Raw genomic sequence first — 23,736 nt, forward strand, 5'->3', positions numbered from 1 at the left:
CTGCTCATTTGACAGTGCATTGAGCACACAGATAGGAAGCAGCTCTCTGAGGTCGAAGAGGTGCACTGTGTACGAGCCGAACGTGGTCGGGGACTGGCAGGAGTACGACGAGCATGCCGGTCTGCGTGTCCGCGTCCACCGTCTGGAGGCGGCCGAGCCGCCGCGGGGACGCGACGACGCCGCCGAAGGGCTCACCTACTTCAGCGTCCGCGTGACCGTCGAGAACCGCGGTGAGAAGCACCCGACGGTCCACCTGGAGGACGGCCAGATCGACGTCCGGATCGGTCCCGACGGGGAGAGCGCCTTCATCGACTGGCGCAACTCGCAGTTCATCGAGGGCTTCGACGTCTACCCGCTGCGCCGCGCCACCGCCGTGCTGTTCGCGGCGGGTCCCGAGGCGAGCCTGAACCAGATCGACGTGCAGATCCAGCTGCGGGTCGACGACGAGTGGGCCGACCGCCGGCTGTGGGCCGGCGGCATCGGACTCGACGAGCGGGCCGCCCACCCGGGCGCGGGCCGCGAGGGTCTGGCCTGCCAGGTCAGCAACTTCCTGCGGGACCAGGCCGAAGAGGGCACCGCCTGATCCCGCGCCGGGATCAGTGCGGGATGCCGTCGATGATCTCGCGGGCCCCCTGACGCAGCAGCGCCACGGCCACCGAGGTGCCCAGGGTGGCCGGATCGAGCCGGCCCGCCCACTCGTGGGCGTTCAGCCGCGTCTTGCCGTCCGCGGTGAAGACACAGGCCCGCAGGGAGAGTTCGCCGCCGTGGTCCACGCGCGCGTACCCGGCGATCGGGCTGTTGCAGTGGCCCTGCAGGACGTGCAGGAACATGCGCTCGGCGGTGGCCTCCCGGAAGGTGTCCGGGTCGCCCAGCGCGCTGACCGCGTCGATCAGCTCGGTGTCGCCCTCGCGGCACTGGAGCGCGAGGATGCCCGCGCCGATCGGCGGCATCATCGTCTCCGGCGAGAGGATCTCGGTGATGACGTCCTCGCGGCCGATGCGCTCCAGCCCGGCGACCGCGAGCAGCAGCGCGTCCGCCTCACCCGCCGCCAGCTTCGCCAGCCGCCGGTTGGCGTTGCCGCGGAAGGGCACGCACTCCAGATGCGGATGGGTGGCGGCCAGCTGCGCCACGCGGCGCACCGAGGAGGTCCCGATCCGGGTCCCCTCCGGAAGCTCGTCCAGGGTGAGCCCGCCCGGATGGATCAGCGCGTCCCGGACGTCGTCCCGCTTCAGGAACGCGGCGAACGTGGTGCCCGCCGGAAGCGGCCGGTCGGCGGGCACGTCCTTCACGCAGTGGACCGCGAGATCCGCCTGGCCGGCCAGCAGCGCGGCGTCGACCTCCTTGGTGAACGCGCCCTTGCCCTCGACCTTCGACAGGTCGCCCATCCACTTGTCACCGGTCGTCCTCACCGGCACGACCTCGGTGCGCACACCGGGATACAGGGCGGTCAACTCGCTTCTGACACGCTCCACTTGAGCCAGCGCCATCGGCGAGTCGCGGGAGACGATACGGATCAGTTCCGGGAGGGACATGCGGGACACGATAGACCCTGCGGAGGTCCGGTGTTTGACGCTCAAGGAGTAATGGGTAGGGAGTAGCGCCACTTCTGCCTGACGGGGCGATCCGGCTCTGCACTCCCGGCCGTCACCGGGCGCTCGGTTCCGGCGCGTCCACCGTCGTCCGGGAGGCGACGGCCGCCGGCCAGGAGAGCACCAGCAGCGCCACCGCCGTGAGCAACCCCCCGACCAGGAACGTCCCGCGGGTCCCGGTCCAGGGCAGCAGCACTCCGCCGAGCAGCGCGCCGGCGGCCACCCCCACGTTGAACGCCGCCGAGTTGGCCGCGAGAGCCGTCTCGGTGCGTCCCGGGGCGACCAGCAGCACCTGGCTCTGGGTCGCCATGAACGTCGGTGCCACCGAGGCGCCCAGCAGCATGAGCAGGACGACGGTCGCGACCTGGCTGCCGCCGCCCGCGTACAGGCCGGTCAGGGCCACGGTCTGCCCGGCCACCGGTACGGTCAGCGTGGCCCGCGGATACCGGTCCAGCAGCGGCCCGACCGCCGTGACCCCGGCCAGCGCCGCCGCCCCGAACGCCAGGAGCACGGCGCTGACCGCGTCCCGCCCGAAGCCGCTCACCTCGTCCAGGAAGGCGACGAGGTACGTGAACCCCGTGAACGCGCCCGTCACCGAGAGGGCGGTGGTGGTGAGCACGACCGCGAACCGGCGCCGGTCCGGGGCGGCGCCGTAGGCCGCGTGGCTCTCCTGCGGACGCGAGCTCGGCAGCAGCACGGCCACCGTGACCAGCGAGACGACGGCGAGCGCACCGAGCACCGCGAAGGGCACCCGCCAGCCGCTGTGCCCGCCCAGCCAGGTCCCGGCCGGCACCCCGGCCACCGTGGCCAGCGAACCGCCGACCGACAGCAGTCCGATGATCCGGCCCCGCCGCTCGGGCGGGAACAGCCCGACCGCGACCGGCCCCATCACCGCCCAGAACAGCGCCTGCGCCAGCGCGGTCGCCACCCGGGCGGCCAGCAGCAGGCCGTACGACACGGCCGTGAGCGCGGACAGCCAGCTCGCCAGCGCGAGCACCGCGAGCAGGCCCGACATCAGGTACCGGCGCGGCACCGACCGGGTGACGTGCGCCAGCGGCAGCGAACCGACGGCCACCGCCAGGCCGTAGCCGGTGACCAGCGTGCCCACCGCCGTGAGCGAGACCCGCAGATCGTCCGCCATCAGCGACAGCAGGCCCACCGGGAGGTTCTCGGTGGTGTTGAAGGTGAACGCGGCCAGCATCAGTGCCGCGACGACGGCGGCCCTGCGCCAGGGGGCCGGACGTACGCTGCCCATCCAAGTGCCTTCCGGGGGAGGGGATCAGGGACGGCCAGCGTGCTGCGCCGGGCGGCGCCGATCTACTCTTTCGGTCCAGGACGAATCACTCACCGCCGTCGGGGAGGCTGGTGTGGCGCTGACCCTGCGTCTCGGGAACGACGACCTCAGGCGGTGCCGGTTCGCGGTCTCACCGCTGTGCCAGACCCATGAGGCGCTGCGCATGCTGCGCCGGTCCGCCCGGCACGGCTACCACCGGGCCTGGCTGCGCCGGGCGGCACCCGCGGTGGCCGGGCTCGACCTGTCCCCGCTGTGGCTGTTCATCCCCCCGGTCGGCGGCTACACCCCGGACTTCCTGGGGCCGCCGCCCGAGGAGGCGTATCCCCGCTTCGAGGACGAGCTGGCCCGGGTGCGCGCCACCGATCCCGGCCTCGCGCACGAGGAGATGGCCCGCTCGCTGGCCTGCACCCCGGGCCTCGCCGAGTCGGCGCGGGGCCGGGCCGCCCTCGACGACCCGGCCGGTACCGTACGGCGCCTCGCCGATCTCACCGAGCAGGCCTGGCAGGCGCTGGTCGCCCCGGACTGGGCGCGTCACCGGGCCGTGCTGGAGGCCGACATCGCCCATCGCTCCCGGCAGGTGGCCACCGCGGGCCTGGACGCGCTGTTCGCCGATCTGCACCCGGACGTCGACTGGGCCGACGGCAGTCTCACCCTCCCGGTGCGCGGGGACATGACGGACGCCCAACGGGCCGACGGGCGGGGCGTGCTGCTCATGCCGAGCGTGTTCGTCTGGCCGGACGTGGTGAGCGGCTTCGCCCGGCCCTGGCAGCCGACGGTCATCTATCCCGCCCGCGGCATGCGCGCACTGCACTCCACCGGGGTGCCGCGCCCTCCGGAGGCGCTCGCCCGGCTCCTGGGGCGCCGACGCGCCGCCCTCCTGGCCGGGTTGGACACCCCTGCCTCGACCACCGACCTGGCCCGCCGCCACGCTCTCGCCCCCTCGACCGTCTCCGCCCATCTGGCGGTCCTGCGCGAGGCGGGCCTGCTGGCTTCGCGGCGGCAGGGCCTTCAGGTGCTGTACGGGCGGACGCCCTTGGGCGACGCGGTGATGAGCGGAGCCTAGGCCCGCGGCTCGCTGAGCTCGACCGAGCGCAGGGCGGCCGCGAGAGCCCGCTCGTCACCGACGTCGAGGGCCGTGTCGGTGAGCTTGATGACGTGTTCGTCGCCATGGGCGAGAGCCCGCTCCAGGACCTCCTCGGGCGCGAGACGCGTCGGCGGGGCGTGGTCGACCGGCTCCACCGGCGCGTAGATCGCCGTGACCGCCGCCGACGCCCGCCAGGCCGCGTGCAGACTGGGGGCCCACTGGTCCCGGGGGAGCGAATCGAGCGTCCGCAGCACGGCGTTGGGGGCGGTCGCCGCATGGACGAGCATGGTCGGCTCACCGTGGCCGTGGGTGGCGTAGCGGTGGGTCGCGGCCCGGACGAGGTCGGCGAGCCGCTCCTTGGCGGTGTCCGGGTCGGTGACCTCGTCCGCCCACACGGGCAGCCGGCGCACCGCGGCCAGACGGTTCCGGAAACCCACATGCCCCGGCTCGATCGCCGGTACGGCGTCCAGGGCCTGCCCGGCGGTCGCCGGGCCCGGCAGCGACACGAGGCCGGTCACGGTCTGGTGCCGGGCGGCCCAGTAGCCCAGCGCGTGGGCGAGTTCGGTGCGCCGGGGCGCGTTCTCCTCGGCGGCCACCGCGCGGACGGCGTGGCCGACCCGGATGACGGTGTGCGTGGCGCCGCCGTACAGGCCGGGCAGCAGGCGCGGCCACCACTCGGCGAGCACGTCCTTCCAGGGGCGCTCGGCGAGCGTGCGGGAGAAATGGTCGGTCCAGTCCGCGATCCGGCGTGGATCGCCCAGCGCGGAGCGCCAGTTGTCGTCCGTGACGGGGGCCGTGCGGTCGGGGAAGTCCTCCAGCCTGTCCTGGTACCGGTCCAGCCACCGGTGCACCGAACTTGCCTGTCCGTGCGCGGCGAGCGCCTCGACGACCATGGGCGCGTGGTTGGACAGCCAGCCCTGGCGCTCCGGGCCGGACGCGTGGACGCGTTCCAGGGCCTCTTCCAGGTGTCCGCTGGTGTCGCTCATCTCGGTCGTGTCCATGAACGGGACGCTATGCCGGGGGAGATCGGCGGGGATCGGGCGCGGGACGGAACCCGGCGGTGCCGGGAGTCCTAGGTCCCGCGCCCGAACGCGCCCGCGGGCGCCGGAAGGGCGCTGTCGGGATCAGGCGTTGGGGTCGAAGGAGATCCCGGACGGCTTCGCCGAGGTCAGGTGGGAGGCGAAGGCGGAGTCCTTGAGACCGAAGTTGGCGCTGCCGAAGTCATAGGCGCTCAGCTTGTCGCGCAGCGCCGTCGACGGGTAGCCGTTCCAGCCGACCAGCGGCGGGTACTGCCAGGTGCCCTTGGCGTTCTCCGGCGGCTCGTCGTTGGAGTTGGCCAGCCGGAAGCAGTGCGTGCTGATGCCGTCCTTGTGGTAGACGATCTTCGCGTGCGTGCCGGCGAAGCGGACGCCGGAGGCCGCGGTCACCGTGAACGAGCCGTGGTTGGAGGTCGACACGTACTGGACCGTGCCGTTCTGCACCCAGATCACGACGTGCTCCCAGTCGTGCCGGTGCCCGCCGATGCTGGTGTTCGCCAGCGCCTGGTCCTTCTCGAAGTACAGGCCGTACAGGTAGGCGCACCAGCCGTTGTTGCACTTGTAGCGCGAGTACGTGTTGGTGTTGTCCAGGTCCGCGGCGTCATGGCAGTCGCCGCTGAGCGAACCCGTGGGCTTGAGACCGCCGTTGATGGTGCCGTCGGGGCCGATCGCGGGCGTCGAGTAGCAGCCGTCCGTGTCGTAGTCGAAGGCCGGCTGGTAGGTGAACTCGGCGCTCTCGGCGTTGGCGGGCAGCGCCGTGGGCGGGGCGGCGAACGCGACCGAGGGGAAGGCCACCACGAGCGCGGCGGCGCTGGCCAGGCCGGTGAGCCATCTCGTGCGGTGCCTCTTGAACGACGGTGACGTCACTGCGTCCTCCTGGTGTCCGGGGGCGGCCCAACGGCCCCGGGTTACTGGGGAGTTCAGCTTCCCGGCTTTTCATGTCCGCGCCAAGAGGGAGAAGGCATCGCTCCGGTTACGGCCGGCCCAATACTCGGATCATGGAGGTGGCTCGGGGAGGTCGGCGGCTGAGTCCTCCGGGGCGAGGTCGGGCCGCAGTCGCAGCCAGGAGGGCTGACGCAGCAACCCGGCCCGGGTACGGGTGCTGTAGCGGACCTCGCCGACCAGCCGGGGCAGCACCCAGCGGGCGCCCGGCGCCGGCGGCACGGGATCGAAGGGGCACACGTCGGTCGCCGCGGCCGCCAGCAGCGCGGCGAGTTCGATCCGCTCCGCCTCGCTCCAGCCGGTGCCCACACTGCCGACGAACCGCAGCCGCCCTCCGGCCCGCTGACCCACCAGTACCGCGCCCGGCAGACCGGTGAGCCGTCCCTTGCCCGGCAGCCAGCCGCCCACCACGACGTCCTCGCTGCGCATGTTGCGGATCTTGATCCAGGCGCGGGAGCGCACCCCGGGTTCGTACACCGAGTCCAACCGCTTGCAGACCAGGCCCTCCAGTCCGTGCTCACGCGTGGCGCGCAGGGCCTGCTCGCCGTGGCCGACGAGGGCGGCGGGCGTCGACCAGTGGGGACCGGTGAGCCCCAGCTCCTCCAGACGTGCCCGCCGCTGGGCGTAGGGCAGGGCGAGCAGGGAGCGCCGCCCGAGATGCATCAGGTCGAACAGCACGACATGCACGGGCGCTTCGGCCGCCCGGCGCGCGGCCCTGCCGGGAGCGTGGGCGAGCCCCATGCGCGGCTGGAGCAACTGGAAGTCCGCACGCCCGTGTTCGTCCAGCGCCAGGATCTCCCCGTCGAGCACGGCCGCGGTGGAACCGAGGGCGCTGCCCAGCGACGCGAGCTCGGGGTAGGCGCCGGTGATCTCCTCCCCGGACCGGGCACGCAGCACCACACCGCCGTCTCCGGCGAGGTACACCACGACCCGCTGGCCGTCCTGTTTGGTCTCGTAGGCCCACCGGGCGTCCTGCGCGACGGGCGGCAGGGTGCCGGGCGTGGCCAGCATGGGCGGGATCAGCGGGAGGGTCACGGGTGAGTTGTCGACACGAGCACCTTTCGCCACGCACCTCGGGTGCAGGGTTCCCCTGAACGGGCGCCCCCGGAGGTGAGCGCCGGAGGTGAGCGCCGGAGGTGAGCGCCGAGGGTGGGACGCGGCGGACGGGGGGAGCCGGGCTCGTGCGGGGTCAGATGATGCCTCCGTTGGCGCGCAGCACCTGGCCGTTGACCCAGTGGCCGGCCGGACTGACCAGGAACGACGCGACGTTGGCGATGTCCTCGGGGGTGCCCAGGCGCTCCAGCGGGGGCTGGGCCGCGAGGCGGGCGACGGTCTCCTCGTCCTTGCCGTCCAGGAAGAGGTCGGTCGCGGTCGGGCCGGGGGCCACGGCGTTGACGGTGACGTCACGGCCGCGGAGCTCACGGGCGAGGATCAGGGTCACGGCCTCGACCGCGCCCTTGCTGGCCGCGTAGGCGCCGTAGCCGGGAAAGGCCAGGCCGACGACCGAGCTGGAGAGGTTGACGAGCGCCCCGCCCGGGCGGAGCCGGCGCGCGGCCTGCTGGTCGACGACGAAGGTGCCGCGGATGTTGGTGCGGTACAGCGCGTCGAGTTCGGCGAGGTCGAGGTCCGCGATCGGGGACAGGGGCATCCGGCCCGCGGAGTGGACCACCACGTCGACGCCGCCGTAGGTCGCCTCCGCCAGGTCGAACAGGGCGGCGACCTCGGTCTCGTCGGCGACGTCCGCGCGGGCGGCGTACGCGGTGCCGCCGGTCTCCTCGATGCTGCGCACGGCCTCGTCGGCCGCGTCCTTGTTCCCTGCGTACCCGACGACGACCGCGAATCCGTCGGCGGCCAGCCGCTGGGCGATCTGCCGTCCGATGCCGCGCGATCCGCCGGTCACGATCGCGACGCGCTGTTCCGTTCCGTGCTGCTGAGTGGTCATGGCCGCATCCCTTGCCTGTTAGCGCTGCTACGACGTCTTCGTATCGACGATAACACAGAAACGTAGCGGTGGTAACCCCCGACTCGTATCGGTGCTACGAATGCCGTACGGTGGGGGCATGGATGCGAGGGAAAAGATCCTGGAAGCGGCCACCGAGCTGCTGGCGGGCGCGTCGGCCGCCGATGTCTCCACGCGGGCCGTGTGCGAGCGGGCCGGGGTGGGGGCGCCGATGCTCTACCGCCTCTTCGGCGACAAGGCCGGGCTGCTGGCCGCCGTGGTCGACCGGGGCTTCGAGCGCTACCTCGCGTCCAAGCGTGCGGCGCGGCCCGGCGAGGATCCCGTCGAGGACCTGAGGGACGGCTGGGACAACCACATGCGGTTCGCTCTGGAGCACCCGAGCCACTACCGCCTGATGTACTCACCCGAGCTGACCGTGCCCCCGGCCGCCGCCCAGGAGGCGCACGACCTGCTCCACGGCATCCTCGAGCGCTGCGCGGCCGAGGGGCGGCTGACGGTGCCGCCCGCGCTGGCCACCAAGATGATCATGTCGGCCAACGTCGGTGCGGCCCTGTCGATGCTGACCCGACCCGAGCAGTACGCCGACGGGAAATTCGCGGAGCGGCTGCGGGACGCGGTGCTGGACTCGGTGACCCGGCCCGCCGACACCGCCGTACGGGACGAGGGGCGTCAGGTGTCCGTGGCGGCCGCCACGCTCGCGGCGAGACTCCGGGCCGACCTGCCGCCGACGCTCACCACGGCGGAGTCGGCCCTGCTCCAGCAGTGGCTGGAGAAGCTCTCCGAGGAGTGAGGGGGCGGCACTCAGCTGCTCGGCCTGGGCGGCCTGGCGGCGCTCCCGAGGGCACCGCTCTCGGGGCGAGGACTCCTGGGGGCAAGGGCTCCCCGGGGTCAGCGCTCCTTGCGGTCAGCACTCCTCGGGGTCAGCGCTCCTCGGGCGGCAGTGCCTGCACCAGGCCCGACTGGTAGGCCATCACGACCAGCTGGGCCCGGTCCCGTGCGCCGAGTTTGGTCATCGCGCGGTGGACGTGGGTGCGGACGGTCAAGGGGCTGACGAAGAGTTTCTCCGCGATCTGCTCGTTGGAGTGCCCCTCGGCCACCCAGGCCATCACCTCGCGTTCCCGGGTGGTGAGGCCGGTCAGGTCGTCCGCGGCCGCGAGCCGGGTGCCGATGCCGGGGGCCGAGAGGAAGCGGGTGATCAGGGTGCGGGTGGCGCCGGGGGAGAGCAGGGAGTCGCCGGCCGCCACGGTCCGGATCCCGGCGAGCAGGTCCTCGGCGGTGACGTCCTTGCCCAGGAAGCCGCTCGCCCCGGCCCGCAGCGCCTGGGCGACGTACTCGTCGATCTCGAAGGTGGTCAGGATGAGCACCCGGGTGCCGGACAGCTCCGGATCCGCGCAGATCACGGAGGTGGCGGCCAAGCCGTCGGTCCCCGGCATCCGGATGTCCATGAGGATCACGTCGGGGCGGTGCACACGCGCGAGGTCCACCGCCGCGGCGCCGTCGGTGGCCTCCGCGACCACTTCCAGGTCGTCGCACGAGTCGATGAGGATCCGGAAGGTGGCCCGCAGCAGGGCCTGGTCGTCGGCGAGCAGCACGCGGATGGTCATGGTGTCCGTTCCTGGCGTTCCGGGGCGGCGGGGGTCAGCGGGAGCACGGCAGGCCCCACCATGTCCGGCCGGTCGGTGCCGGGGTCGCCCTCGTGGCCGTGCGGGAGCGCGGGCAACCGCAGCCCGGTCGTCATCGCGACGACCGTACGGACATGATCGTCGGCATAGCGCCGCAGGGGCATGCTCATCGGCTCTCCGGTCGTGTCCTGGAACGGCTCCAGTCTTCCTGACCGCGGCGTACTCGTCGTCGTATCTCCGCCGACAATCACGCCTACTGAGAACGCAGTACGCGCCGGGGGCGTCTCCTCCCTGGGCAGGAGACGCCCCCGGCGTGAGGCTCAGTGCCCGGAGGCAGCCCCCGCGGACGTCTCCTCCGCGGCCGACGCGGGGGAAACCGCCGACGTCGCCGCGCGCGGGCGCGGGATGAACGACGCGATGGCGAAGGCGAGGAGCGCGGCTCCCGCGCCGATCGCCATGACGGTCTTGAAGCCGTTCTCGGACGGCAGCGCGTAGCCGCCGAGATCGATCGTCATCTGCGCCAGGACGACACCGGCGATGGCGCTCGCGGTCGACGTACCGATGGACCGCATCAGCGTGTTGAGGCTGTTCGCGGCCGCCGTCTCCGAGGCGGGCACGGCGCCCATGATCAGCGCGGGCATCGAGCCGTACGTGAACCCGATGCCGGCGCCAATCACGCAGGAGATCAGGACCAGGTGCCAGACCTCGGACATCAGCACGATGTTGAGCCCGTAGCCCGCGGCCACGATCAGCGCGCCGATCATCAGCGTCACCTTGGGGCCCTTGGCCTTGGAGACCGCCGCCGAGACCGGGGCGAGGGCCATCATCACCAGGCCGGACGGAGCCATGACGAGACCGGCGGTCAGCAGTGACTTGCCGAGGCCGTAGCCCGTCGTGGTGGGCAGCTGGAGCAGCTGCGGCAGGACCAGCGACATCGCGAACATCGAGAAGCCGATCGCGATCGAGGCGAGGTTGGTGAAGAGCACCTGACGGCGGGCGGTGGTGCGCAGGTCGACCAGCGGCTGGGCGGTGCGCAGCTCGAAGAAGCCCCAGGCCAGCAGGATGATCATGGCCGCGGCGAACAGGCCCAGCGTGGTGCCGCTGGTCCAGCCCCAGTCGGCGCCCTTGGAGATGGCCAGCAGCAGGGAGACCAGTCCCGCGGCCATGCCGACCGCGCCGACCGCGTCGAAGCGGCCGCCGGTGCGGACCCTGGACTCCGGCACGAACGCCAGGACCAGGACGAGGGCTATCGCGCCCATCGCGGCCGACGCCCAGAACAGGACGTGCCAGTCGAAGTTGTCCGCGATCAGCGCCGCGGTCGGCAGGCCCAGGGCGCCGCCGACGCCCAGGGAGGCGCTCATCAGCGCGGTGGCCCCGGCCAGGCGTTCGGCGGGCAGTTCGTCGCGCATGATGCTGATGCCGAGCGGGATGACGCCGGAGGACAGGCCCTGCAGGGCACGGCCGATGATCATCGGTCCCAGGGCGTCGCTGAGTCCGCAGACCACCGATCCGACGACCAGCATCACGACGCTGACCAGCAGCATCCGGCGCTTGCCGAACATGTCGCCGAGCCGGCCGACGACCGGGGTGGCCACGGCGGCGGCGAGCAGCGTCGCCGTGACCGCCCACGCGGTGTCGGAGGCCGGCGCGTCGAGCAGCTTGGGCAGCTCCGGCACGATCGGGATCACCAGGGTCTGCATCAGCGAGACGACGATTCCGGCGAAGGCCAGCACCGCCACCACGGCACCCGGCCGCGGTGGGGTCACGGCACCCGCGTCGGCGGATCGGGCGGGAGCGTCGGACATGAGTGTGCCTCCATGCGGGGGAGCGGGCCGGTCGAGTCTCGGCCGAAGTTAAGTCAGGTGCTTGACTTACCATACTGTCCCCGGCTGTCCTTGCCGTACGGCGGCCGTCGGCCGGCTCCGTCGAAGCCGCCCGGCTGTGCCGCCGGTACCCCCGCCCTCGTGCGGCCCCAGGTTGCGTAGGCTTCCCGCACTGGAGCTCGCCGCACGGTCGGCGGACCTCGGGCGGTTCGAGGGACTGGCCGTCGGAGGGTTCAGCGAAGTCCCGGTGCGGTGGTGAGCATGGCGGGCAGGACGGTACGCGAGGAACAGGTCAGTGCCACCAGGGAGCTGATCCTGACCGCCGCGGAGCGCCTCTTCGCCGAGCGCGGTGTCCTCGCGGTGTCCAACCGCCAGGTCAGCGAGGCCGCGGGACAGGGCAACAACGCCGCGGTCGGCTACCACTTCGGCACCAAGGCCGACCTGGTCCGGGCGATCGCCCGCAAGCACCACGTCCGCATCGAGGAGATCAGGGCGCGGCTGCTGGCCGAGGCCGGCGACTCCACCGACGTACGGGACTGGGTGGACTGCCTGGTCCGGCCCGTGCCCGAGCATCTGGCCGCGCTGGGCAGCCCCACCTGGTTCGCCCGGTTCTGCGCGCAGGTCATGACCGACCCGGTGCTCCAGCAGATCATGGTCGAGGAGTCCATGACCTCGCCGTCGTTGCAGAGGATCGTCGAGGGGCTGCACCGCTGTCTGCCCGAACTGCCCGCCGAGGTCCGTGCCGAGCGCGGCGAGATGGCCCGCCATCTGATCGTGCACATGTCCGCCGACCGTGAACGGGCCCTCGCGGAGAACACCCCCACCCCCCGCGCCAGCTGGCACGACGCGGCCACCGGCCTCGGTGACGTCGTGGTCGCCCTGTGGACGGCCCCGGTCACCCCGACCGGGCGGTAGGGGTCGAGTTACTTGAGTTAGGCAAGGAGAGGGTTAGGGTGGGGGAGCGCCGTCCCCCACGAAACGGTCCCCCGCATGCATGGCAGTTCCAGCGAGAGACCGGCACTCGCCCGCGGTGCCGGTCAGCGCCTCCTGATCGTCGCGGGCACCTCGGACGCCGCCGAACTGCTCTCCACCACACTGGAGTTGGCGGGCTACCGGATCGTCGCCGTCGCGGCTGCCGCCGAGGGCCTCGCGCGGCTGGCCCGGGAGCGCTTCGACCTCGTGGTCGTCGACGCCACCCTGCCCGACGTGGCGGAACTGGGGCGCGTACGGCCGACGTTGGCCCGCCGTCCCCCGGTCCTCCTGCTGATCGACTACGCGTCCCTGGACCGGATCGTGCCCGAACTGGGCCTCGGGGAGCGGGACTACGTCACCAAGCCGTTCCGGGTGGCCGACCTCCTGGCCAGGGTGCAGATCCTGCTGCGCGGCACCGGGGCCGGTCCGGCCCGGGGTGACGGACTGACGTATCGCGACCTCGTCCTGGACGACGCCCGGTGCGAGGCCCGGCGCGGGACCCGCCTCCTGGACCTCACCCCCGCCGAGTACCGGCTGCTGCGCCATCTCCTGGTCAACGCCCACCGGGTGCTCTCCAAGGAGCAGATCGGCCGGTACGTCTGGGGCGAACACCGGGGCGACAACGCGATCGAGCAACTCGTGTCCCGGCTGCGGCGCAAGGTGGACCAGGAGCCGCCGGGGCTGATCCACACCCGCCGCGGCTTCGGCTACTGGCTGGGACGCGTCGACGTGCGGGCGTGAGCGCACGCCTGCAAACGCGCCAGCCGGTGCGCCGGAGCCGAGCGGCACCCTTCAAGTCCCTTGTTCCTGAGCCCAGTTGATGCCTGTGATCCGAGTCACGTCAGCTTCCCGTCAGGCTGTCGGCGGGAAGGCGTCAGCCCGCTCTGTTTGCCTGTGCTCATCGAGGCCTCGACCACTTCGCCCCGGCGCTCCGCCCCTTGGACGAAGCCCCCCACCACCGAGGAGAACCATGGCCGACACCCTGGCCGGTCCCGCGCACGGCGGCGCGGACACCGTCCCCGAGTTCCCCATGCCGCGTGCCGCCCGCTGTCCCTTCGACCCGCCGCCCGCCCTCAAGGCACTCCAGGAAAAGGGGCCGCTCACCAAAGTGCGCCTGTGGGACGGCAGCGAGCCCTGGCTGGTCACCCGCTACGCCGAACAGCGGCAACTGCTCGGCGACCCCCGCGTCAGCGCCGACACCGACCGGCCCGGATACCCCACCAAGGCCAGCCCCGAGGCGGGCGAGGGCAAGCTCAGCTTCATCATGATGGACGACCCCGAACACGCCCGGCTGCGCCGGATGGTGACGGCCCCCTTCGCGGTCAAGAAGATCGAGGCCCTCCGGCCCGCCGTGCAGCGGATCGTCGACGGGCTGATCGACGACATGCTGGCCGGGCCCGCCCCGGTCGACCTGGTCGAGGCGTTCGCCCTGCCGCTTCCCTCCCTGGTCATCTGCGAACTGCTCGGCGTCCCCTACGACGACCACGAGGTCTTCCAGGGCAACACCAAGACGATGGTCCACCGGGGCGCCACTCCCGAACAGCGGGGTGCGGCGAGCCGGGAGATCGCCGCGTATCTGGCCGCACTGATCACCGAGCGGCTCACCGACCCCCGGGACGACCTCCTGTCGAGCATCGCCGGGCGGGTCACCGCCGGGGAGATCGACCACCGGGAGGCCACGGAGATGGCGCTGCTGATGCTGGTCGCCGGTCATGAGACCACCGCCAACATGATCGCCCTCGGGACCGCCGCCCTCCTGCAACACCCGGACCAGCTCGCCCTGTTGCGCGAGAGTGACGACCCGCGGTTCGTCGCGTCCGCGGTCGACGAGCTGCTGCGCTACCTCAACATCACCCACCTCGGGCGCCGCCGCGCGGTCACCGAGGACATCGAGATCGCCGGCCAGGTCATCAAGGCCGGGGAGGGCGTGATCATGGTCAACGAGATCGCCAACCGCGACCCCGAGGTGTTCGAGCACCCCGACCGACTCGACCTCACCCGCGACGCCCGCCGTCACATCGCCTTCAGCTTCGGCGTCCACCAGTGCCTGGGCCAGCCCCTCGCCCGGATGGAGCTCCAGGTGGTCTACGGCACCCTCTACAAGCGCATCCCGACCCTGCGGCTCGACTGCGTCTTGGAGGACGTGAAGTTCAAGCACGACGCGTTCATCTACGGCGTCCACGAGCTGCCGGTGGCCTGGTGACGGCTCCGGTCCCGCGAACAGGTCCCGCGAGCGAGTCCCGCGAACGACCAGGAACAACCAGGCGATCGAGCGAGGGGAATCCCATGAAGGTGGAGCTGGAGGCCGACAAGTGCGTGGCCTCGGGGCAGTGCGTGGTCGCGGCCATGGAGGTCTTCGACCAGGACGACGACGGCATCGCGATCCTGTTGACCGAGGAGGTCGGCCCCGAACTCGCCGACGACGTACAGGAAGCGGCCGCGATCTGTCCGGCCGCGGCGATCCGGCTGGTCCGACCGTGAGGCGGATCGCCGTCGTCGGAGCCTCGGCCGCCGGACTGGCGGCGGCCGAGACACTGCGGCGCGAGGGCTACGACGGCACCCTCACCCTCGTCGGCGACGAGCCCGAACCGCCCTACGACCGGCCGCCGTTGTCCAAGCAGGTCCTGGCCGCGGAGTGGGAGGCCGACCGGCTCGCCCTGCGCACCCCCGCCGACCTCGCCGCTCTCGACCTGGACCTGCGGCTCGGTGTCGCGGCGGCGGGCCTCGACCTCGTCGGCCGCGCGGTGCGGCTGGCGGACGGCTCCGAGGTGCCGTACGACGCACTGGTCGTCGCCACCGGGGTCCGGCCGCGCCGGCTCCCCGGTGAGGGCGCACACGTACTGCGCACCCTCGGCGACGCGCTCACGCTCCGCGAGCGGCTGTCCCCGGGGCGGCGGCTGGTCGTGGTGGGCGCCGGCTTCCTCGGTGCGGAGGCCGCCGCGGTGGCCTGGCGCCTCGGCGTCGAGGTGACCGTCCTCGAACCCGCCGCCGTACCGCTGGCGCACGCGGTCGGCGTGGACGTCGGGCGGATGCTGGCCGGGGCCCACACCGAACGGGGTGTGGACCTGCGGTGCGGGGTCACGGTCTCGGAGGTGACCGAGGACGGGGTCCGGCTGGCCGGCGGCGAGGAGATCGAGGCGGACGAGGTGCTCGTGGCCGTAGGCTCGCTGCCCAACACCGAGTGGCTCGAGGGCAGCGGGCTGGCGCTCGGCGACGGGGTGGTGTGCGACGCGTACTGCGAGGCCGCCGAGAACGTGTACGCGGCCGGTGACGTGGCCCGCTGGCACAACCCGCTGTTCGGTGCCTCGATGCGGATCGAGCACCGCACCCACGCGGCCGAGCAGGGGATGGCCGCCGCCCGCAACCTGCTCGCCGGGCGGGAGGCGCGCAAGACGTTCGCGCCGGTGCCGTACTTCTGGTCGGACCAGTACGACCTGAAGGTCCAGGCGTACGGCTTCCTGCGCGGGCACGACGAAGTCGCCGTCGTGGAGGGCGACTTGGCCGAGCGCCGGTTCGTCGCCGCGTACCGCAGCGGGGACCGGGGCGGCGGTGTCCTCGCGGTGGGCATGGCTCCCAAGGTGCTCCGGCGGTGGCGGCAGGCCGTCGTGACCGGCGCGAGCTGGCACGAGGCCGTGTCGTCCCTCCGCAGTACCTCGTCGCAACGCTCGCCGTAGATTACTTGAGTTACGCAACAAGATGGTAAAGTGGGGTGCATGCCCTCACAGCCGCTCCCCGACGTCCCGGCGTCCCCGGAAGTCATCGAGATCGAGCGGGCGCTCACCCGCATCACCTACCTGAGCACCCGCGCGCGGCAGCACGACCGGCTGATGTCCCTGGCCGAGGTGCCGCTGGACCGTGCGGCCGTGGCCCTGCTGCGGCAGGTCGCCGACACCGAGCCGATGCGTCCCGGGGAGCTGGCCAACCGGCTGGGCGTGGAGGCCTCGCACGTCACCCGTACCGTCCAGCAGCTCCAGAAGTCGGGCTACGTCACCCGCGTCCCCGACCCCGACGACCGGCGCGCCCAGCGCATCCAGCTCACCGGGGCCGGGCAGCAGGCCATCGACCGCATCCGCGACGCCGGCGCCCGCGGCATGCAGCTGGCCCTGTCCGACTGGTCGCCCGAGGAGCTGCGCACGCTCGCCGGCCTCTTCCACCGGATGGTCGACGACTTCCTCTCCTACTCCTTCGACGACGAGACCGAGGAGCCGACGCCGGCGCCGACGTCGACCGGGACCACCTGAGCCGCACCCCTGGGCCGGCGGTCGGCGCGGGGGCCCGCCATGCCGGTCCCCGTACGGGCACAGGCCGCTGCAGGAGGCGTTTGTACCGTCCAGTAATGTGCGCGGCAGCCCCCCGAAGGAGGAACCGTGCCACGGTCCCCACGTTCGCCCCTGCTGCTCGCCGGCCTGCTGGCCACCGCGGGCGTCGCCCACTTCGCCACCCCGCGTTCCTTCGACGCGACCATTCCGCGGGCCCTGCCCGGCGAGCCCCGCACCTGGACCTATGCGAGCGGCGCCGTGGAGCTCGCGCTCGCCGCCGGTCTGGCACTGCCCAGGACCAGGCGCACCGCCGCGCTGGCCAGCGCCGCGTTCTTCGTCGGGGTCTTCCCGGCCAACGTCAAGATGGCCGTCGACTGGCGCCACCGCCCCGCACCGCAGAAGGCGGCGGCCCTCGGACGGCTGCCGTTGCAGATACCGCTCGTGCTGTGGGCGCGCAGCGTCGCGAAGAACGAGGAGGGCCGGGCATGAGCAAGGCGATCGAGACCGGCGACACCGTCGAGGACTTCCAGCTCGCCGACGAGACCGGCACCCCCCGCAAACTCTCCGAGCTGCTGGCCGACGGCCCGGTCGTCCTCTTCTTCTACCCCGCCGCCCTGTCCGCCGGCTGCACCGCGGAGGCCTGCCACTTCCGCGACCTCGCCGGCGAGTTCGCCGCCGTCGGCGCCCAGCCGGTCGGTATCAGCGGCGACACCGTCGAGCGCCAGCAGGAGTTCGCCGGGCAGCACACCCTCGGCATACCCCTGCTCTCCGACCCCGACGGCACCGTGCGCGAGCTGTTCGGCGTCAAGCGCGGCTTCTCCCTGGCCCCGACCAAGCGGGTCACCTTCGTCATCGCCGAGGACCGCACGGTCCTGGAGGTCGTCCGCAGCGAGCTGCGCATGAACACCCACGCCGACCGCGCACTCGAAGCGCTGCGCGCACACCGTAAGTGACGGACCGGACCCGGTTGCCCCGTTTCGGTTGATGCGGTCCGACATAAGGACCATCCTTGACGATATGGAGCACGTCTCCGCTACGGCGGTCACAGACGCCGCAGGCGTGGTGACGGGCTGGAGCGAGGGCGCCCGGCGGCTGACGGGGCACACGGCCGAGGAGGTCGTGGGCCGGGCGGCGCGAGAGCTGCTCGCCGAGCCCCCGCCGGAACCGGCCGTGGCGGCGCTGAAGGGGACCGTCGTCCTGCGACACCGCGACGGCTCCCCGCTCACGCGCTTCGTGGAGGCGTGTCCCGTCCTGGGCACCGACGGCACCCCGACCGGATACGTCCTCACCGCCCGGCCCCCCGGCTCCGGCGAGCCGACCATCGCCGGGCAGGCCTTCCAGCAGGCGGCCATCTCCATGTCCGTCTTCGACACCCGCCAGCACTACCTGCGCCTCAACGACGTGGCCTGCCGGGTCATGGGGGTGCCCGAGGAGGACCTGCTGGGCCGCTTCTTCTCGGACACCGTCGAGGACGCCGAACACAGCCGCGGCTTCCTGGCCACCCTGCGCCAGGTCGCCGAGACGGGCAGGCCGGCCCGCTACGAGAGCTTCACCGGAGCGCCCGCCCTCAACCGGGAACACGCCTGGACCATCGAGATGTGGCCCGTACGGGAGGACGGCACCGAAGAGCTGACCGGCGTCGCCCTGGCCGCCTTCGACAACAGCGACCAGTTCTGGGCCCGCAGGCGGCTCGCCCTGCTCAACGAGGCGGCTGCCGGCATCGGTACCACCCTCGACGTGGTGCGCACCGCCGAGGAACTCGTCGAACTGCTCGCACCCCGGTACGCCGACTTCGTCAGCGTCGACCTCCTCGACTGGGTGCTCGGCGCGGACGAACCACCGACCGTGCTCGAAGGGGACATCGTCCTGCGGCGCGTGGCCCACGGATCCGGCCACGAGGGCACCCCCGAGGCCGCCGTCCGCCTCGGCGAGGCCGACGTCTACCCGGCGTTCTCGCCGCCGGCCCGGGCCCTGCGGGAGGGGCGGGCGGCCCTCAGCCACGCCGGCGAACCCGCTTTCATGCGCTGGGTCGCCGAGCGCAACGCCCGCGCCCCGGCCGGTCGCTCCTACCGCAAGGGCGTCCACTCCATGCTCGCGGTGCCCCTCATGGCCCGCGGCACCACCCTCGGCGTGGTGGTCGCCGTGCGCATCAACCACCCCGACGACTTCGGCCAGGACGACGCCGTCCTCGGCGAGGAACTCGCCAGCCGCGCCGCCGTCTGCATCGACAACGCCCGCCGCTTCGCCCGCGAGCGCACCACCGCCCTGGCGCTCCAGAACAGCCTTCTGCCGCGCGGGCTGCCCGGACAGGCCGCCGTCGAGGTCGCCCACCGCTATCTGCCTTGCGGCTCCCTGGCCGGCATCGGCGGCGACTGGTTCGACGTCATCCCGCTCTCCGGCAGCCGGGTCGCCCTCGTCGTCGGTGACGTCGTCGGCCACGGCATCCCCTCCTCGGCCACCATGGGCCGCCTGTGCACGGCCGTGCGCACCCTCGCCGACGTCGACCTGCCGCCCGACGAACTCCTCACCCACCTGGACGACCTGGTCACCCACCTCGCCTCCGACGACCGCCCCGACGAGGGCGGTGAGGTCGCCGAACTGGGCGCCACCTGCCTCTACGCCGTCTACGACCCGGTCTCGCGCCGCCTCACCGCGGCCGCCGCCGGCCACCCGCCGCCCGCCCTCGTCCTGCCCGACGGCAGCACCCGGCTCCTCCCGCTGACCGCCGGGCCCCCGCTCGGCGTCGGCGGACTGCCCTTCGAGGCCACCGAGATCGAACTGCCCGAGGGTGCCGTCGTAGCTCTCTACACCGACGGGCTGATCGAGGACCGGGACCGCGACGTCGACCACGCCACCGACGAACTCTGCCGGGCGCTGACCGCGAGGACCGACACCCTCGACGACCTGTGCGACACCGTCCTGAAGGCCGTACTGCCCGAGGAACCCGGCGACGACGTGGCGCTGCTGCTGGCCCGCACCCGGGCCCTCGGCGCGGACCGGGTCGCCACCTGGGACGTCGAACCGGACCCCGCGCACGTCGCCGCCACCCGGCAGGCCGCCACCGAGCAACTCGCGGCCTGGGGACTGGAGGAGGCCTCCTTCGTCACCGAACTCGTCGTCAGTGAACTGGTCACCAACGCCATCCGCTACGGCGAACCGCCCATCCAGCTACGGCTGATCCGGGACCGGACCCTCATCTGCGAGGTCTCCGACGGCAGTGCCACCTCCCCGCACCTGCGGCGCGCCCACGCCTACGACGAGGGCGGCCGCGGGCTGCTCCTGGTCGCCCAGCTCACCCAGCGCTGGGGGAGCCGGCAGACCGGCAGCGGCAAGACGATCTGGGCCGAGCAGTCGCTGGAACCGCTCGACTTCTGATCACCGGGCCGGCCGGGCTCACCGGCTTCACTGGAAGGAGCAGCCGGGGTTCGGCACGTCCTCCGAGTACGGCGAGCCGTGCGGCAGCACGTACAGCACTTCCAGGATCAGCGGGGTGGTGCCCTCGTTGCGGCCCAGGTGCACATCGCCGGGTCCGCCCGGCTCGCGCACGACCGTGCCCTGCGGGTACACGCCGTCACTCGCGCAGTCGGAGTGGTAATGGGAGAGCGTGCCCTGCTTCACGTACCCGTAGACCGGCCCGTCGTGGTAGTGCCAGCCGGTGGCCTGGCCCGGCGGCACGGTGATCTCCCTCAGGACGTAGTCGGTGTCGCCCACGGTCTTCTGGGCGATCAGCGTCCCGACCACTCCGGGTCCCGGCGGGGTCGCGTGGGCGGTGCCGCCCGCCAGCACGGTGGCGGTGACGACCGCGCCGGTCATGGCGGTACGAAGCGCGATGCGCATGGGGAAGGCCTCCTGGCTCGGATGCGTGAGCGACGACGTGTCGCAGTGGCGTCGCTGTGAACATAGAGGCAGGAAAGGCGAGTTGGGGCGAGTTGAGGCCGAAAACCCGGATGACACGGTAGGTCGGCACGGTGAACATGGCGGGATGGCGCGACTTCACGACGTCGTCTTCGACTGTGCCCACCCGGCGGCCGTCGCCCGCTTCTGGGCCGCCGCCCTGGACGACTACGCGGTGGCCCCCTACGACGAGGCGGAACTGGCCCGACTGCGCTCCCTGGGGTTCAGCGGGCCCGAGGACGACCCGACCGTGCTGGTCGAGCCGGCCGGCGGCGGACCCCGACTGTTCTTCCAGCTGGTGCCGGAGGCCAAGCGGGTGAAGAACCGCGTCCACCTGGACCTGCTGGCCGCGGACCCGGAGGCGGAGATCCGGCGGCTGACCGCGCTCGGCGCGCGGGTGCGGGCCCGGTACGAGGACCACGTCCTGCTGACCGATCCCGAGGGCAACGAGTTCTGCCTCGGCGCGACGGACTGAGCGCCGGCCGGGCGGCGGCTCAGTCCGTCGCGGTGTGGACGGCGACCTGCGCGAGCGTACGGCCGGTCCGTGCCGAGCGGGCCCGGCGCGGGTCCGGGGTGCCGTGACCGTGCGCCGGACCCTTGGTGGTCCGCACCAGCAGCCAGTTGTCCTCACGGAACCGGGTGAGCGCGTACTCGCCGCGCAGTTTCGAACCGTGCAGGCGGAACGTGGCGTGCCCGTGCTCCAGGGACTCGGCGAAGTCGACGGGGTTCCCCTCGCGGTCGTGGCTGAGCGGCTCGTACGTGCCCTGGTCCCACACGATCACGGTGCCGCCACCGTACTCGCCCTCGGGGATCACCCCCTCGAACTCCTCGTACTCCAGCGGATGGTCCTCCGTCGGCACGGCGAGCCGCTTGTCCTTCGGGAGATCGGAGGGGCCCTTCGGGACCGACCAGGACTTCAGCACGTCACCGACCTGGAGCCGGAAGTCGAAGTGCATGGTGCTCGCGTCGTGGATCTGCACGACGAACCGCGGCTCCTCGCCGCCGGGCCCGTTCCGTCCCTCGGGCTCACCGGTCCGGCCGAAGTTCCGCTTGCCGTGGTAGTCCCGCAGACGCTCGTTCATGCACCCCGAGTGCCCCTTGTGCGGCTCAGAACTCCTCGTGCACCTCCGGGTCCCCGCCCAGGCGCCGGTGCTCGCGGTCGGCGATCGCCGCCATCTCCGCCTCGGTCAGCTCGAAGCCGAAGACGTCGAGGTTCGCGCGCTGCCGATCGCGGTCGCCGGACTTCGGGATCGGCAGGGCCCCGAGCTGGACGTGCCAGCGCAGGATCGCCTGACCGGGGGTGACCTCGTGCGCCCGGGCCACGGCGGTCACGGCCGGGTCGTCCAGGAGGTCCGAGCCCCGGCCCAGCGGGCTCCAGCTCTCGGTCACGATTCCCTTGTCTGCGTGGTAGGCGCGCAGCTCGTCCTGCGGGAAGAGGGGGTGCAGCTCGATCTGGTTGACGGACGGCAGGACCCCGGTCTCCTTCTCCAGCCGCTCGATGTGCGCGGCCGTGAAGTTGGAGACCCCGACCGACCGCACGAGACCGTCCTCACGCAGCTTGATCATGGCCTTCCAGGAGTCGACGTACTTGTCGACGCGGGGGAGCGGCCAGTGGATCAGGTACAGGTCCACGTACTCCAGGCCGAGGCGGGCGCGGGACTCCTCGAAGGACGCCAGGGTCTCCTCGTAGCCGTGGTGGCGGCCCGGGAGCTTCGTCGTCACGAGGATCTCCTCGCGCGGGACACCGCTGCCGGCCACGCCCCGGCCGACACCGGTCTCGTTGCGGTAGTTCGTCGCCGTGTCGATGAGCCGGTAGCCGCTCTCCAGGGCGGTGCCGACCGCCCGCTCCGCCTCGGCGTCGTCCATCGGCCAGGTGCCGAGCCCGATGGCCGGGATCCTCGTACCGTCGTTCAGCGTGTGCGTCGGGATGCTGATCACGTGCGGACCTTCCCTTGACTGTGTCGTCCCCCCAGCCTCACGGATAGGGTGAGCGGTGATCAACCTGACGGGCGGGGACGAGGACAGCGGACGGCTTGGGAAGCACCGAGGAGAAGCGGTCGGCGGGCTCCGGGCGTGCCACGTCACGGGACGTCGCCCGGCTCGCGGGCGTGTCCCACACCGCGGTCTCCTTCGTCTTCAACGGCCGCGCCGAGGGAAACCTCTCACCCGCCACCCAGGAACGCATCCGCGAGGCCGCAGCGGAGCTCGGCGCCGTACGAAGGGGCTCGGTTCACGACGGATGCGGCGAGCTACGGAGCAGGCATGACGACGGACAAGGGCACGGCTGAGTGGGACGCGGGCGTCGAGGTGAACCCGGTCGCGGGGCACATCGGGGCCGAGATCACCGGTGTCGATCTCGCCGGTGAGCTCGACGACGCGGCGGTCGCCGCGATCCGGGCCGCGGTGCTGCGGTGGAAGGTGGTGTTCTTCCGCGGGCAGAAGCTCGACCACACCGGGCACGTGGCCCTCGCCCGCAGGTTCGGTGAGCCCGTCGTCCCGCGCAAGCGGGGCAGCGCCTCGCCCTCGGACTTCCCGGAGATCGAGACCACGGCCGACCGGCTGGAGCTGGGCGGGAAGTTCGGCATGGAGCACGAGGAGTGGCTGCAACGCCGGCGGCACACGCTGCTGCGCGGCTGGCACTGCGACCACGGTGCCCGCATCGACCCGCCCGCCATGACGATCCTGCGCGCCGAGACGGTCCCGCCGTACGGGGGCGACACGCAGTGGGCCAACCTCGCGGCCGCCTACGCCGGACTGTCGGGGCCGGTGCGGGAGTTCGCCGACGGTCTGCGCGTGGAGCACCGGCTCGGCGTCGGCTACCAGCCGCGGCCCGGCGACGACGCCTACGTGCGGCATCTGCTGGACCACCAGGTGGCCTCCCTGCACCCGCTGGTACGGGTCCACCCCGAGACGGGGGAGCGGATCCTCTACGTCAACGGCTACTACGTCGAGCAGATCGCCGGCCTCTCCCGAGCCGAGAGCCGGGCGATTCTCGACATGCTCCTCGAACAGGCGGTACGCCCCGAGTACACGGTCCGCTTCCGCTGGGAACCGGGCAGCGTGGCCTTCTGGGACAACCGCGCCACGATCCACCTGGCCCCCAGCGACAACGCCCACCTGGGCTTTCCCCGGACCATGCACCGGGTGATGCTGGCCGGGGACGTGCCGGTGGGGGTGGACGGCAGGGCGTCGGAGGCGATCACGGGGACGGAGGTGGGGCGGTGGTGACGGGCAGTGGTGACGGAGGCACCCTCCTCGAG

At 72.5% G+C, this 23,736-nt stretch carries 26 protein-coding genes and 1 pseudogene; 15 read left to right on the forward strand and 12 right to left on the reverse strand.

Going from position 1 to position 23,736, the window contains the following annotated elements:
- Positions 1-67 precede the first annotated feature (67 nt).
- Positions 68-583: a hypothetical protein gene (locus ACFULQ_RS01565; protein WP_383536540.1), complete on the forward strand. Its 516-nt coding sequence runs from the start codon at positions 68-70 to the stop codon at positions 581-583.
- Positions 584-596: 13 nt separating this feature from the next.
- Here ACFULQ_RS01565 and hemC read toward each other — a convergent pair whose 3' ends face one another.
- Entirely contained in the window at positions 597-1,532 is a 936-nt protein-coding gene (gene hemC / locus ACFULQ_RS01570) for a hydroxymethylbilane synthase (protein ID WP_383536543.1), read from the reverse strand.
- 112 nt (positions 1,533-1,644) lie between these two features.
- Positions 1,645-2,844, reverse strand: coding sequence for an MFS transporter (locus ACFULQ_RS01575; RefSeq protein ID WP_383536546.1), 1,200 nt, complete (start codon positions 2,842-2,844; stop codon positions 1,645-1,647).
- 112 nt (positions 2,845-2,956) lie between these two features.
- On the opposite strand from ACFULQ_RS01575, the gene ACFULQ_RS01580 reads away from it, so the two are divergent.
- Positions 2,957-3,946, forward strand: a complete 990-nt coding sequence (locus tag ACFULQ_RS01580) for a DUF5937 family protein (RefSeq protein WP_383536549.1) — start codon at positions 2,957-2,959, stop codon at positions 3,944-3,946.
- Here ACFULQ_RS01580 and ACFULQ_RS01585 read toward each other — a convergent pair.
- From ACFULQ_RS01585 to ACFULQ_RS01600, 4 genes are all read right to left on the reverse strand, one after another.
- Entirely contained in the window at positions 3,943-4,968 is a 1,026-nt protein-coding gene (locus ACFULQ_RS01585; protein ID WP_383536552.1) for a questin oxidase family protein, read from the reverse strand. The two genes, ACFULQ_RS01580 and ACFULQ_RS01585, sit on opposite strands and share 4 nt — an antisense overlap.
- Positions 4,969-5,091: 123 nt before the next feature.
- The gene (locus tag ACFULQ_RS01590; protein ID WP_383536555.1) at positions 5,092-5,871 is read right to left on the reverse strand and encodes an NPP1 family protein; all 780 of its coding nucleotides are present in this window, start codon (positions 5,869-5,871) and stop codon (positions 5,092-5,094) included.
- Positions 5,872-6,000: 129 nt separating this feature from the next.
- On the reverse strand, positions 6,001-6,981 hold the full coding sequence (locus ACFULQ_RS01595) for an ATP-dependent DNA ligase (RefSeq protein WP_383536558.1): 981 nt from the start codon (positions 6,979-6,981) through the stop codon (positions 6,001-6,003).
- Positions 6,982-7,135: 154 nt separating this feature from the next.
- The gene (locus ACFULQ_RS01600) at positions 7,136-7,888 is read right to left on the reverse strand and encodes an SDR family oxidoreductase (RefSeq protein WP_383536560.1); all 753 of its coding nucleotides are present in this window, start codon (positions 7,886-7,888) and stop codon (positions 7,136-7,138) included.
- 118 nt (positions 7,889-8,006) lie between these two features.
- Between ACFULQ_RS01600 and ACFULQ_RS01605 the strand changes: the two genes are divergently transcribed.
- Complete coding sequence (locus ACFULQ_RS01605) at positions 8,007-8,696, forward strand: TetR/AcrR family transcriptional regulator (protein ID WP_383536563.1); 690 nt, start codon at positions 8,007-8,009, stop codon at positions 8,694-8,696.
- A 130-nt stretch (positions 8,697-8,826) separates the two neighbouring features.
- On the opposite strand, the gene ACFULQ_RS01610 is transcribed toward ACFULQ_RS01605, so the two are convergent.
- From ACFULQ_RS01610 to ACFULQ_RS01620, 3 genes are all read right to left on the reverse strand, one after another.
- The gene (locus tag ACFULQ_RS01610; protein WP_383536566.1) at positions 8,827-9,510 is read right to left on the reverse strand and encodes a response regulator; all 684 of its coding nucleotides are present in this window, start codon (positions 9,508-9,510) and stop codon (positions 8,827-8,829) included.
- A complete protein-coding gene (locus ACFULQ_RS01615; protein WP_383536569.1) occupies positions 9,507-9,698 on the reverse strand; it encodes a hypothetical protein in 192 nt (63 codons plus the stop codon). Before ACFULQ_RS01615 ends, ACFULQ_RS01610 begins: the two co-directional genes overlap by 4 nt.
- 150 nt (positions 9,699-9,848) lie before the next feature.
- Positions 9,849-11,333: an MFS transporter gene (locus ACFULQ_RS01620; RefSeq protein ID WP_383536572.1), complete on the reverse strand. Its 1,485-nt coding sequence runs from the start codon at positions 11,331-11,333 to the stop codon at positions 9,849-9,851.
- 279 nt (positions 11,334-11,612) lie between these two features.
- On the opposite strand from ACFULQ_RS01620, the gene ACFULQ_RS01625 reads away from it, so the two are divergent.
- The 9 genes from ACFULQ_RS01625 to ACFULQ_RS01665 all read left to right on the forward strand — a co-directional run bounded on the left by ACFULQ_RS01625 (position 11,613) and on the right by ACFULQ_RS01665 (position 19,957).
- The gene (locus ACFULQ_RS01625; protein ID WP_383536575.1) at positions 11,613-12,266 is read left to right on the forward strand and encodes a TetR/AcrR family transcriptional regulator; all 654 of its coding nucleotides are present in this window, start codon (positions 11,613-11,615) and stop codon (positions 12,264-12,266) included.
- Between the two features lie 75 nt (positions 12,267-12,341).
- Complete coding sequence (locus tag ACFULQ_RS01630; RefSeq protein ID WP_383536578.1) at positions 12,342-13,064, forward strand: response regulator transcription factor; 723 nt, start codon at positions 12,342-12,344, stop codon at positions 13,062-13,064.
- A 229-nt stretch (positions 13,065-13,293) separates the two neighbouring features.
- Positions 13,294-14,526 (forward strand): cytochrome P450, encoded by a 1,233-nt coding sequence (locus ACFULQ_RS01635; RefSeq protein WP_383536580.1) that lies wholly within the window; start codon positions 13,294-13,296, stop codon positions 14,524-14,526.
- Positions 14,527-14,609: 83 nt separating this feature from the next.
- Positions 14,610-14,804 carry a ferredoxin gene (locus ACFULQ_RS01640; protein ID WP_383536583.1) on the forward strand — a complete coding sequence of 65 codons (195 nt, stop codon included), beginning with the start codon at positions 14,610-14,612 and terminating at the stop codon, positions 14,802-14,804.
- Positions 14,801-15,997 (forward strand): NAD(P)/FAD-dependent oxidoreductase, encoded by a 1,197-nt coding sequence (locus ACFULQ_RS01645; RefSeq protein WP_383536585.1) that lies wholly within the window; start codon positions 14,801-14,803, stop codon positions 15,995-15,997. The genes ACFULQ_RS01640 and ACFULQ_RS01645 overlap by 4 nt, the downstream gene beginning before the upstream one ends.
- 39 nt (positions 15,998-16,036) lie before the next feature.
- Positions 16,037-16,564, forward strand: coding sequence for a MarR family winged helix-turn-helix transcriptional regulator (locus tag ACFULQ_RS01650; RefSeq protein WP_383536588.1), 528 nt, complete (start codon positions 16,037-16,039; stop codon positions 16,562-16,564).
- Between the two features lie 126 nt (positions 16,565-16,690).
- Positions 16,691-17,071 (forward strand): DoxX family protein, encoded by a 381-nt coding sequence (locus ACFULQ_RS01655; protein ID WP_383536591.1) that lies wholly within the window; start codon positions 16,691-16,693, stop codon positions 17,069-17,071.
- Positions 17,068-17,535 (forward strand): peroxiredoxin, encoded by a 468-nt coding sequence (locus ACFULQ_RS01660; RefSeq protein WP_383536594.1) that lies wholly within the window; start codon positions 17,068-17,070, stop codon positions 17,533-17,535. The genes ACFULQ_RS01655 and ACFULQ_RS01660 overlap by 4 nt, the downstream gene beginning before the upstream one ends.
- A gap of 64 nt (positions 17,536-17,599) precedes the next feature.
- Complete coding sequence (locus ACFULQ_RS01665) at positions 17,600-19,957, forward strand: SpoIIE family protein phosphatase (RefSeq protein ID WP_383536597.1); 2,358 nt, start codon at positions 17,600-17,602, stop codon at positions 19,955-19,957.
- Positions 19,958-19,984: 27 nt separating this feature from the next.
- Here ACFULQ_RS01665 and ACFULQ_RS01670 read toward each other — a convergent pair whose 3' ends face one another.
- Positions 19,985-20,419, reverse strand: coding sequence for a cupin domain-containing protein (locus ACFULQ_RS01670; RefSeq protein WP_383536600.1), 435 nt, complete (start codon positions 20,417-20,419; stop codon positions 19,985-19,987).
- A gap of 145 nt (positions 20,420-20,564) precedes the next feature.
- Between ACFULQ_RS01670 and ACFULQ_RS01675 the strand changes: the two genes are divergently transcribed.
- Entirely contained in the window at positions 20,565-20,951 is a 387-nt protein-coding gene (locus tag ACFULQ_RS01675; RefSeq protein ID WP_383536603.1) for a VOC family protein, read from the forward strand.
- A 19-nt stretch (positions 20,952-20,970) separates the two neighbouring features.
- Here ACFULQ_RS01675 and ACFULQ_RS01680 read toward each other — a convergent pair whose 3' ends face one another.
- Complete coding sequence (locus ACFULQ_RS01680; RefSeq protein ID WP_383536606.1) at positions 20,971-21,558, reverse strand: DNA polymerase ligase N-terminal domain-containing protein; 588 nt, start codon at positions 21,556-21,558, stop codon at positions 20,971-20,973.
- A 25-nt stretch (positions 21,559-21,583) separates the two neighbouring features.
- Positions 21,584-22,414 carry an aldo/keto reductase gene (locus tag ACFULQ_RS01685; RefSeq protein WP_383536609.1) on the reverse strand — a complete coding sequence of 277 codons (831 nt, stop codon included), beginning with the start codon at positions 22,412-22,414 and terminating at the stop codon, positions 21,584-21,586.
- 95 nt (positions 22,415-22,509) lie between these two features.
- Between ACFULQ_RS01685 and ACFULQ_RS01690 the strand changes: the two are divergent.
- Together ACFULQ_RS01690 and ACFULQ_RS01695 are read left to right on the forward strand one after the other, a co-directional pair.
- A pseudogene (locus ACFULQ_RS01690) lies at positions 22,510-22,686 on the forward strand (LacI family DNA-binding transcriptional regulator); the annotation flags it as partial.
- Positions 22,687-22,738: 52 nt separating this feature from the next.
- Positions 22,739-23,704: a TauD/TfdA dioxygenase family protein gene (locus tag ACFULQ_RS01695; protein WP_383536612.1), complete on the forward strand. Its 966-nt coding sequence runs from the start codon at positions 22,739-22,741 to the stop codon at positions 23,702-23,704.
- Positions 23,705-23,736: the final 32 nt, after the last annotated feature.

It is taken from the genome of Streptomyces sp. NPDC057253, assembly GCF_042669125.1.
In the GTDB taxonomy this organism is placed as follows: domain Bacteria; phylum Actinomycetota; class Actinomycetes; order Streptomycetales; family Streptomycetaceae; genus Streptomyces.

Bases quoted from the DNA above. Each gene is read 5' to 3' on its own strand.
- ACFULQ_RS01665 (WP_383536597.1), top strand. From the start codon at position 17,600: ATGGAGCACGTCTCCGCTACGGCGGTCACAGACGCCGCAGGCGTGGTG.
- ACFULQ_RS01610 (WP_383536566.1), bottom strand. From the start codon at position 9,510: ATGACCATCCGCGTGCTGCTCGCCGACGACCAGGCCCTGCTGCGGGCC.
- ACFULQ_RS01605 (WP_383536563.1), top strand. From the start codon at position 8,007: ATGGATGCGAGGGAAAAGATCCTGGAAGCGGCCACCGAGCTGCTGGCG.
- ACFULQ_RS01695 (WP_383536612.1), top strand. From the start codon at position 22,739: ATGACGACGGACAAGGGCACGGCTGAGTGGGACGCGGGCGTCGAGGTG.
- ACFULQ_RS01680 (WP_383536606.1), bottom strand. From the start codon at position 21,558: ATGAACGAGCGTCTGCGGGACTACCACGGCAAGCGGAACTTCGGCCGG.
- ACFULQ_RS01675 (WP_383536603.1), top strand. From the start codon at position 20,565: ATGGCGCGACTTCACGACGTCGTCTTCGACTGTGCCCACCCGGCGGCC.
- hemC (WP_383536543.1), bottom strand. From the start codon at position 1,532: ATGTCCCTCCCGGAACTGATCCGTATCGTCTCCCGCGACTCGCCGATG.
- ACFULQ_RS01640 (WP_383536583.1), top strand. From the start codon at position 14,610: ATGAAGGTGGAGCTGGAGGCCGACAAGTGCGTGGCCTCGGGGCAGTGC.
- ACFULQ_RS01660 (WP_383536594.1), top strand. From the start codon at position 17,068: ATGAGCAAGGCGATCGAGACCGGCGACACCGTCGAGGACTTCCAGCTC.
- ACFULQ_RS01600 (WP_383536560.1), bottom strand. From the start codon at position 7,888: ATGACCACTCAGCAGCACGGAACGGAACAGCGCGTCGCGATCGTGACC.
- ACFULQ_RS01625 (WP_383536575.1), top strand. From the start codon at position 11,613: ATGGCGGGCAGGACGGTACGCGAGGAACAGGTCAGTGCCACCAGGGAG.
- ACFULQ_RS01575 (WP_383536546.1), bottom strand. From the start codon at position 2,844: ATGGGCAGCGTACGTCCGGCCCCCTGGCGCAGGGCCGCCGTCGTCGCG.
- ACFULQ_RS01650 (WP_383536588.1), top strand. From the start codon at position 16,037: ATGCCCTCACAGCCGCTCCCCGACGTCCCGGCGTCCCCGGAAGTCATC.
- ACFULQ_RS01615 (WP_383536569.1), bottom strand. From the start codon at position 9,698: ATGAGCATGCCCCTGCGGCGCTATGCCGACGATCATGTCCGTACGGTC.
- ACFULQ_RS01670 (WP_383536600.1), bottom strand. From the start codon at position 20,419: ATGCGCATCGCGCTTCGTACCGCCATGACCGGCGCGGTCGTCACCGCC.
- ACFULQ_RS01585 (WP_383536552.1), bottom strand. From the start codon at position 4,968: ATGGACACGACCGAGATGAGCGACACCAGCGGACACCTGGAAGAGGCC.
- ACFULQ_RS01635 (WP_383536580.1), top strand. From the start codon at position 13,294: ATGGCCGACACCCTGGCCGGTCCCGCGCACGGCGGCGCGGACACCGTC.
- ACFULQ_RS01630 (WP_383536578.1), top strand. From the start codon at position 12,342: ATGCATGGCAGTTCCAGCGAGAGACCGGCACTCGCCCGCGGTGCCGGT.
- ACFULQ_RS01620 (WP_383536572.1), bottom strand. From the start codon at position 11,333: ATGTCCGACGCTCCCGCCCGATCCGCCGACGCGGGTGCCGTGACCCCA.